General features: G+C 43.5%; 6 protein-coding genes and 1 tRNA gene. 3 read left to right on the forward strand and 4 right to left on the reverse strand.

Going from position 1 to position 8713, the window contains the following annotated elements; all coding sequences use genetic code 11:
* The coding region (locus tag VIP81_RS12165) for a DegT/DnrJ/EryC1/StrS aminotransferase family protein (RefSeq protein WP_331960547.1) at window positions 1-1004 on the reverse strand (1004 nt) is incomplete at its 3' end.
* Between the two features lie 322 nt (window positions 1005-1326).
* Between VIP81_RS12165 and VIP81_RS12170 the strand changes: the two genes are divergently transcribed.
* Complete coding sequence (locus VIP81_RS12170) at window positions 1327-2064, forward strand: carboxypeptidase-like regulatory domain-containing protein (RefSeq protein WP_331960550.1); 738 nt, start codon at window positions 1327-1329, stop codon at window positions 2062-2064.
* A 65-nt stretch (window positions 2065-2129) separates the two neighbouring features.
* Here VIP81_RS12170 and VIP81_RS12175 read toward each other — a convergent pair whose 3' ends face one another.
* The 3 genes from VIP81_RS12175 to VIP81_RS12185 all read right to left on the reverse strand — a co-directional run bounded on the left by VIP81_RS12175 (window position 2130) and on the right by VIP81_RS12185 (window position 4568).
* Window positions 2130-3515: a hypothetical protein gene (locus VIP81_RS12175; RefSeq protein ID WP_331960553.1), complete on the reverse strand. Its 1386-nt coding sequence runs from the start codon at window positions 3513-3515 to the stop codon at window positions 2130-2132.
* Window positions 3516-3882: 367 nt separating this feature from the next.
* Window positions 3883-3954, reverse strand: a tRNA-Arg gene (locus VIP81_RS12180).
* Between the two features lie 47 nt (window positions 3955-4001).
* Window positions 4002-4568, reverse strand: coding sequence for a MarC family protein (locus tag VIP81_RS12185; protein ID WP_331960556.1), 567 nt, complete (start codon window positions 4566-4568; stop codon window positions 4002-4004).
* A gap of 85 nt (window positions 4569-4653) precedes the next feature.
* On the opposite strand from VIP81_RS12185, the gene VIP81_RS12190 reads away from it, so the two are divergent.
* Window positions 4654-5238, forward strand: a complete 585-nt coding sequence (locus VIP81_RS12190; RefSeq protein WP_133807488.1) for a helix-turn-helix domain-containing protein — start codon at window positions 4654-4656, stop codon at window positions 5236-5238.
* A gap of 104 nt (window positions 5239-5342) precedes the next feature.
* Window positions 5343-8555 (forward strand): SusC/RagA family TonB-linked outer membrane protein, encoded by a 3213-nt coding sequence (locus tag VIP81_RS12195; protein WP_331960561.1) that lies wholly within the window; start codon window positions 5343-5345, stop codon window positions 8553-8555.
* The last annotated feature ends 158 nt before the right edge of the window (window positions 8556-8713 follow it).

The following is an 8713-nucleotide window of genomic DNA, read 5'->3' on the forward strand; positions in this document are numbered from 1 at the left end:
AGATCTTCTGCCACCAGATGCCTTTCGTATTTGGTAGAGTAAATGGGCATCGTATGAGCCGGATAAAAGAGTGGTCTCGTTTCAACACCTTTTGTTTTTAGTAGTTCTCTCAACTCATCCCGTTCGTTGGCGTTCTTCACCAGGATAGAGCACATCCAATAGGAATGGAAAACATCTGCGCTTTCCGGATGAAATACTACTTCCATTTTTTCAAAAGCTGCCTGGTACATCCTGGCAATGCTCCTTTTTTTAGCGATGATGTCATCGATTCTGGCGAGTTGTGCCAGGCCAATGGCTGCGCAGATATTGGTCATCCGGTAGTTATAGCCAATTACATCGTGCCAGTACTCTCTGTGTTTGGCCAGCCCCTGACCTTTAAAATGAACGATGCGATCATGTAATGTCTGGTCATTGGTCACTACCATTCCGCCTTCTCCTGTAGTGATAGTTTTGTTACCAAAAAAACTGAAGGTAGATACATCACCAAACGTGCCTACATGTTGATCCTGGTATTTGCTTCCTATGGCTTCTGCACAGTCTTCTATCAAAAAAAGATGATGCTCTTTACATATGGCGGAGAGGGCATTCATATCACAGGGATGCCCGTATAAATGCACCGCCATGATAGCTTTTGTTTTACTGGTGATTTTTCTTTTGACATCCTCCGGGTTCAGCTGCCAGGTTTCCTTTACAGAATCAACAAACACCGCTGTTGCACCGGTATAGGTAATCGCATTTACAGATGCGATATAGGTCAATGTGGGAACAATCACTTCATCTCCGCTGCCGATACCTAAAGCCACTAATGCCAGATGTAAAGCTACAGTACCATTGCAAACAGAAGTCGCATGATCAACGTTAATGTAATTAGCGAATCCCTGCTCAAATTCTGTGATGAATTTTCCTTTCGAGGAGATCCAGGTAGAATCCAGGCATTCCATTACATTCTTCTTTTCCTGCTCGCCCAATGATGGTTTATAAACAGGGATATTGTAGCTATTCATAAATAATTATTTATTCAAACGCTGTTGGCTCATTTTAGTAATGATATATTTTATCGCAGAGGAACCATTAATGAGCCACGTACGCAGTGAGATGGTTTCCGTAGTTTTTGTATAAATTTATTTTGGTGCAATGATAACGTATTAGAGATAATTATTGTTACTCTTTTTGAATTTTCCCCGATGAGGTAATCAGATATCTATTTTATGCATAATTGTAATATGTTGAAAACATTATTATTATGTCTACATTGCTCATTACACGCCTTGTGATTGGAAACTATCTTTAAAAGTGGTAACTTAAGTGTAACATCCACTATACGCTATGCCATCATCCATTAATTTTTCTGCCACAATACCCACACCTTGTCTGCAATTATGGGAAGAAATGACCCCATCAGGCAATGGAAAACACTGCAGCAGCTGTCAAAAGAAAGTGATCGATTTTAGCCTACTAACAGATGCTGAAATTGTTAATATCATCAGTAGTTCATCACAAAAAATTTGCGGCCGCTTTAATGCTGCTCAGCTGAATCGCACACTTGATAAGCCGGTAGAAAAAAGAAATGCTTTTCCGGCAATTATGTTAACTACTTTACTGGTGATAAATGCTCCTTCAACATCTGCCGCCAGACCCGTTACGATACCTTTTATTCATGTGCCATTTGCTTTGCCGTCGGGATTAAGTGAAGCGTCGGCGCAGCAGCCATGCGATACACTGCGGATTATAACGGGAAAATTAATAGACAGCACCACTAAAGATGCTTTGCTGTCGGCGGTTGTTAAAATAAAAGGCACCTCCTATGGCACACTCACGGATACAGCGGGAAACTTTCGGTTGCGTATTCCGGATAGCTTGCATCAAAGTGAGGTTACCCTGGTGTTTACTTATATCGGGTACATGCAGAAAGAATTGCTGGTAACAGACAATAGCCCACTTAAAATAGAAGTGAAAATGGATGCACAAGTGCTGGGGCAAATGGATGTAGTAGTGATTTGCAAAGCCCCAATCCAGAAGAGACTAAAATCGAAATGGAAAAAATTATGGGGGAAATCGAAATAACAAAATAAGAAAGCCGTAAATGTTTTGCAGGTAACACTTACGGCTATATGATAAGGTGAATAAAACTACTTTTTCTCTTTCTCCTGCTGCATTTTCCAATCTTCCAATGCGGCTATTTTCTTGTTTTGCTCAATGAGATACAACGTTAACTCTTCTACTTTTGCCAATAATTTTTTATTCATTTCACCCAGATCAATTCCCTCTTTTTCCACTTCTGCGGCTGAAGGAATCCCTTCCAGGTGTTGATGCGTAGCGACATATTTTTCTACTTCCGGTAAAGTTGGGAGCTGATAGTTTTTATGGAATACGTAGTCAGCCCAGCCGGTTTGGGTTACTTTTACCTGTGTGGCCGTGATAGTTCCGTTTACAGCCAGTTTAGACTGAGGATTTAAGGTACCTATGCCCACACCTATATCGTTAATAATAAGGTTTGTTTGATTTGAATTGGTGGTTCCTCCAGAGAGTAATACGGGAAGGTACTTTGTTGCGCCACTTGTTCTATCGTAGCCGATTAAAACGGCTCGTCCATTTGAAATGCCTATTTCCGCGGCCATACCTGTTCCATTGGCGGTATACCAACCTTTAAACCGGCCCTGTCCTGCCCAGTCTGTTGCGCCAAAGCCATCTATTCTGCCAATTTGCGTGGTACCTCCATAGAATCTAAAACCTTGCGTATTTAACGGTGCAGCTACTCCAAACCACATATGACTGCTATCCATACCTATATCCCAACCAGATACAGAAGCACTCAAAGGCGCATCCCATAAAACGATCTTACTTCCAACACTCCTGGTAGTAAAAGTAGGGCCAGCCAAACCTACCATATTGAAGCTTAAATTATTGGAAGCCGGATTGTTTAATTTCAGTCCGTAACCCATTGTAACAAGTCCGTTTGCATTAATGCGCATCCGCTCCGGCTGAGGAGCTCCGCTACCGCCAACTCCGGTATGAAAGGTCATTTCCCCAGGCGTAGTAGTATAGGTGCCGCCTCTGAGGCCTATTTCAGCTCCGCGGTAGCTGTCCACTGCACTGGCGCCCCCTATTATACTTATCGCGCCGGCTGAATTATTGGAATTGATCAGGGGCGCGGATAAGCCCTTTGTCGCATTCACAAAACCATTGGTCCTGATAACACTCAAAGTTGTTCCAATGTAATTTCCTGCATCATCATAATTCCATAGAACGAAATCGGCGCCACTATTGGGCGTAGCGGTTGCGTTATTAGCCAGCCCGAATACCCAGCGTCGTTTGCCGATTACCAGGGAGTCGTTATAAAAGACCATCTGACCCTGGCCAAGCGGAGAATAGGTAGCCGCGGAGCGCATACTAGCAACACCGGAAATCCAGAATTTCGCATTTTGGGCACTGGTTGCCTGGTCTTGAATATATTGACTTTTTGCTGTTTGAAAAAGGCACAGGAAGATGACTACATGAAAGATGATTTTCTTCATAAATGAAAATATTAGGGATATGAGATGCTGGTTACAAAATCGGCTTAAAACAATCTTCTATAATACATGGGTTACTTAACAACTTTATAAAAGGTAAGACTAGCTATCTGGTGGATAATACCTTAACATCCGGGCAGCATAAGTAATACAAACGAAACCGCTGATTGGAATATCAGGCAAAGGCATCTTCTGATAAAATTGGCTATTCATTTCAAAATGGTATAGGTCAACAAAATATTTACCCGGGCGCCTAAAATCAGTTAACGTGCCCCAAGGCTAATTTCTTTTTTACAGGCCATTATGCTCAGCCAGTAATGAAAAACGCCCAATTTCAAGTTCGTTGAAATTGGGCGATTAAACGTTTTTGTAGCCTCGTCAAGAATCGAACTTGAATCTGGAGCTTCGGAAACTCTTATACTATCCATTGTACTACGAGGCCGGAAAGTACGCAAAACTACATTTTCTAAAGTATAATCCCAAATCACTTTAAAGATTGATATTACTCTTGAATATTTTAACGGCAATAGCCAGCAGAATTACCCCGAAAAATTTACGCAAAACCATCAGCCCAGCCTTGCCCAGCATGCGTTCTATGTAGTTTAAGCAACGCAATACAATATACACAATCACCAGGTTCAAACAAATCCCGGCTAAGATATTATACTGCCCGAAGTTGGCTTTGAGCGACATGATGGTGGTCAAAGTACCCGAACCGGCAATCAGCGGAAAGGCGATAGGCACCACACTGCCGGCTTTGGCGTCCTGGTCGGTTTTAAAAAACTCCAGCCCCAGGATCATCTCCAGCCCAATCACAAATATCACAATGGAACCCGCCACAGCAAAGGAATGTACATCTACACTCAATAACTTCAGAAAAGGTTCGCCTACCAGCAGGAACAGGATCATCAGGAAACCCGAGGCCAGCGTAGCTTTGCCGGCATCTATATGTCCCAGCTTTTCTTTCAGGGAAACAAGCACTGGTATGGAACCTACAATATCAATGACCGCAAATAAAGTAAAGGTAATAGCCAGAATTTGGTCGATACTGAACATGAACACTAATTTGTGTAAATATAGGCAGAATGCAAACGTTTTATGCTAGCGCCTTTCTGCTTATATTTGTTTCAATACTACTTATATGACCGAGGATATTATCATTCAGATCAGTAATAAGATCAAGGAGAAGCGAAAAGGAAAAGGCATTACTATCCAGGAACTGGCTGACCGGGCCCAGGTCAGCAAAGGTCTCATCTCCCAGATAGAGAACAACCGGACAGTCCCTTCTCTGTTGGTGCTTATCAATATCATCAAAGCGCTCCAGCTGGATATGAACGAGTTTTTCAACGAAATCGACCAGCAAACCCAGAGCGCCAAAGTCATCATTAAGCAAAAGGCAGCTTACCAGGAGTTTGAGAAAGAACCCGCCAAAGGATTTATCTATAAAAGAGTCCTTACCAAAAATGTGAAGAATTTCCCCGTAGACATCGTGCTGCTGGAACTAAAAAAAGGAGCTACCCGCGCCCAGACCGTGAAAACAGACGCCTACGAATATAAATACATCATCAAAGGCTCCGTAGAATACCTCATCGACAATGAAAAATATGTACTGGAAGAAGGGGACTCCCTGTTCTTCGATGGCCGCCTGGGACATAAACCCAGCAATATAGGCGCAGAAAATGCATTGATCCTGGTGGTCTATTTCTTCCTTGACAGCGAAAAGTAAACTATACAAATACTTAACATTAAATTTAGTATAGATTAACATTCCGATCATATTGGACTTTAATCTTTGCATGTAAATAAAACAATACCCAAACCTACGTTTACATGCAATCAAATCTACATCGGGCGCTCAAAAGGCAGCTACGCGCCTTACTATTGCTGCTACTCACCACCTCTTCACTGTATGCACAACAAGCCATTACGGGAAAAGTCATCTCAGGTGACGATCGCCAGCCCGTTATCGGAGCTACGATCAAAGTAAAAGGAGCTAACCGCGGCGCGGTAACAGATGCCACCGGTAGTTTCGCTATCTCTGCCGCTGGCACGGATATCCTGCAAATCAGCTTTATTGGCTTCTTACCCGAATTATACCCGCTCAAAGGCGCCACAGACGTGACTATTACCCTACAGCCAGATAAAAAAGCCCTGGACGAAGTAGTAGTAACGGCATTGGGTATACGAAAGGAAGTAAAACGGGTAGGCTACTCTGTACAGGAAGTAAAAGGAGCCGACCTCATTAAGGCCCGGGAACCCAATCCCATCAATGGCCTGGTAGGTAAAGTGGCAGGACTCACCGTAGGCGCTTCTGCAGAACTCCTGGCTGCCCCGCTGGTATTATTACGCGGTAATAATATAGGACTGTATGTAGTGGATGGCGTACCTATCAACTCCGATACCTGGAACATCGCCCCGGATGATATTGAAAGCTACACGGTGCTGAAAGGCGTGACTGCTTCTGCACTCTATGGCTCCCGTGGCCTCAATGGCGCCATTATGATCACCACCAAAAAAGGAACAAAAGATAAGCGCGGCCTGTCCATTGATTTTAACTCCAGCACCATGTTCGAAAAAGGGTTTAATGCCATCCCCAAAGTGCAGGATGAATATGGCCCCGGCGACCATGGCAAATACGCCTTCTTCGATGGTAAAGGTAATGGTACCAACGATGGCGACTACGATGTATGGGGACCAAAATTCGAAGGTCAGCTGATCCCGCAGTATGATAGCCCGGTAGATCCTGTTACCGGCGTACGTACCGGCACTCCCTGGATTGCACGCGGTAAAAATAACCTGCAACGCTTCCTGCAAACAGGTATGTTGAGCACCAACAATATCGCGGTGTCATCCCATACAGAGAAAGCAGATCTGCGCTTCTCCCTGTCGCATTCTTACCAGAAAGGAATTGTACCTAACACCTCCCTGAATATTACCAACTTCAACATTTCCGCAGGTTACAATTTTTCTTCCCGCCTGCGCCTGGATGCCTATTTGAATTACAACCGCCAGTATTCAAACAACTTCCCGGATGTAACTTATGGCCCCAACAGTATTATTTATAACACCCTGATCTGGGCCGGCGCCGACTGGAGCATGGACGATATGCGCAACTACTGGCAGCCTGGTAAAGAAGGTATTCAGTCTGTTTATGCAGAGTACCAGCGTTACCATAATCCCTGGTTCATGACCTACGAATGGTTACGTGGTCACTATAAAACAGATATCAATGGTTATGCAAAACTGAACTATAAAATTTCCGATAAGCTGGAACTGCTGGCACGTACACAAATTACCAGCTACGACCTGATGAGGAATGAAAAAGTACCTTACTCTGCCCACCCGTATGGTCGTGAAGAAGGTAAGGGAGATTATAGAGAAGACAAACGTTCTATGTTTGAAAATAACACAGACGTACTGTTATCCTATACCAATATGTTCCCACATAAAATTGGTGTTCACGCTTCTGTAGGTGGTAATGCACGCTCCTATAAATATAACTCCAGCTACGTTTCTACCAACTACCTGAACGCACCGGGATGGTATGGATTTGCTAACTCACGCGATCCGTTATTTGCCACCAATTACCAGGCGCCTATGCTGGTGTTGAGTGCTTATGGTTATGTAGATATTGACCTCGGAAAATATGCGACTGTATCGCTCACAGATCGTATAGATAAAGCCTCTAACCTGCCTATTCAGAATAATGTGTATTCCTATCCCTCTGTGGCTTTAAGCACGGTGGTATCTGATTATGTAAATCTGCCAGCTCCCATATCTTTCCTGAAACTCAGAGGCTCCTATGCCAACGTGAAGGGTGGATTTACACAAGCAACTATTGGCGCTACGCCGCTGGCTACTTATCCGCTGGGATATGGCGCTGAGTACCAGTCTTCTTATGATGGTCCTATTTATAATACGGCATTCTATAATGTTACGCCGGTATACCAGAATCAGGCCGGCGCCTATATTTCACAAACCATCGCCAATCCTGATCTGAAACCGTTTGCTACCAAAGTATTTGAAACGGGCATGGATATACGTTTTATTAAAAATCGTATAGGCGTTGACGCTACCTACTTCACCAGCCAGAATGGTCCACAGATCTATGATGTGATTATTTCCAGTGCTTCCGGATACGCCAAAAACCGTATCAATGGGGTGAATACACGTAAAACCGGATATGAAGTATCCTTAAACGGTTCCCCGCTGAGAAATCCCAATGGCCTTAACTGGAACGTTACTGCCAACTGGTCTACCTTCCAGGAAAAATATACCAGCATTTATGGTAACGAAACCAAGCTGAATGCCTTTGTTGGAGTAGGAGACAGGGTAGATAAAATCTATGGTTCTAAATTCGTCAGATCGAATGATGGACAAATCATTAATGGCTCCGATGGACGCCCGATTGTAAACCCTACGCAACAATTCCTCGGTAATGCCAGCCCTGACTGGGTTTGGGGTATCAATAATAACTTTAGCTATAAAGGTATCAGTTTCAGTTTTCAGTTTGATGGTCGCGTAGGTGGCAGCATGATTGATTATATTCAGCAGCAAACTTTCCGTGGCGGACGTAATATCCTCACCACAGAAGGCGCTATGGGAGAAGCCCGCTACCAGGATTATAAAGGTGTGAAATCTTATCTGGGAGAAGGCGTGGTGGTTAGCAACAATGTACCTATTCAGTACGATAACAATGGTAATGTTACCAACTACGATAAGCTGCAATACGGACCCAACACCACCAAAGCATTCCTGCAGGATTATATCAGCGTATACTATAAAACCAATGAAGCGAATGTAATCAGTAAAACATTTGCCAAACTCAGAGAGGTGACTATTGGGTATGCTTTGCCACAAACCATCCTGAAAGGAACTTTCATCAGAGCCGCCAGCTTATCGTTTGTAGGCAGAAACCTACTTTATTTTGCGAAGAATAAAGATGTGGATGTAGACCAGTATCCTGGCGCAGATCAGGGATCTTCTACCCTGCAAACACCTACTACAAAAAGATATGGCTTTAACCTGAATGTTTCCTTCTGATCTGTTTCATTTATTAAACACGCTTTGTATGAAATCTTTTAAAATATTCACCATCATCGCTTTAACAGGGGCTATTTTCAGCAGCTGTAATAAGAAGTATGATGATTACGCCATCAATACCAATAAGCCTTCACAAGTGCCGCCCAGCCTGGCCCTGG

It is taken from the genome of Chitinophaga sp. (assembly GCF_036566945.1).
Classification (GTDB): Bacteria; Bacteroidota; Bacteroidia; order Chitinophagales; family Chitinophagaceae; genus Chitinophaga.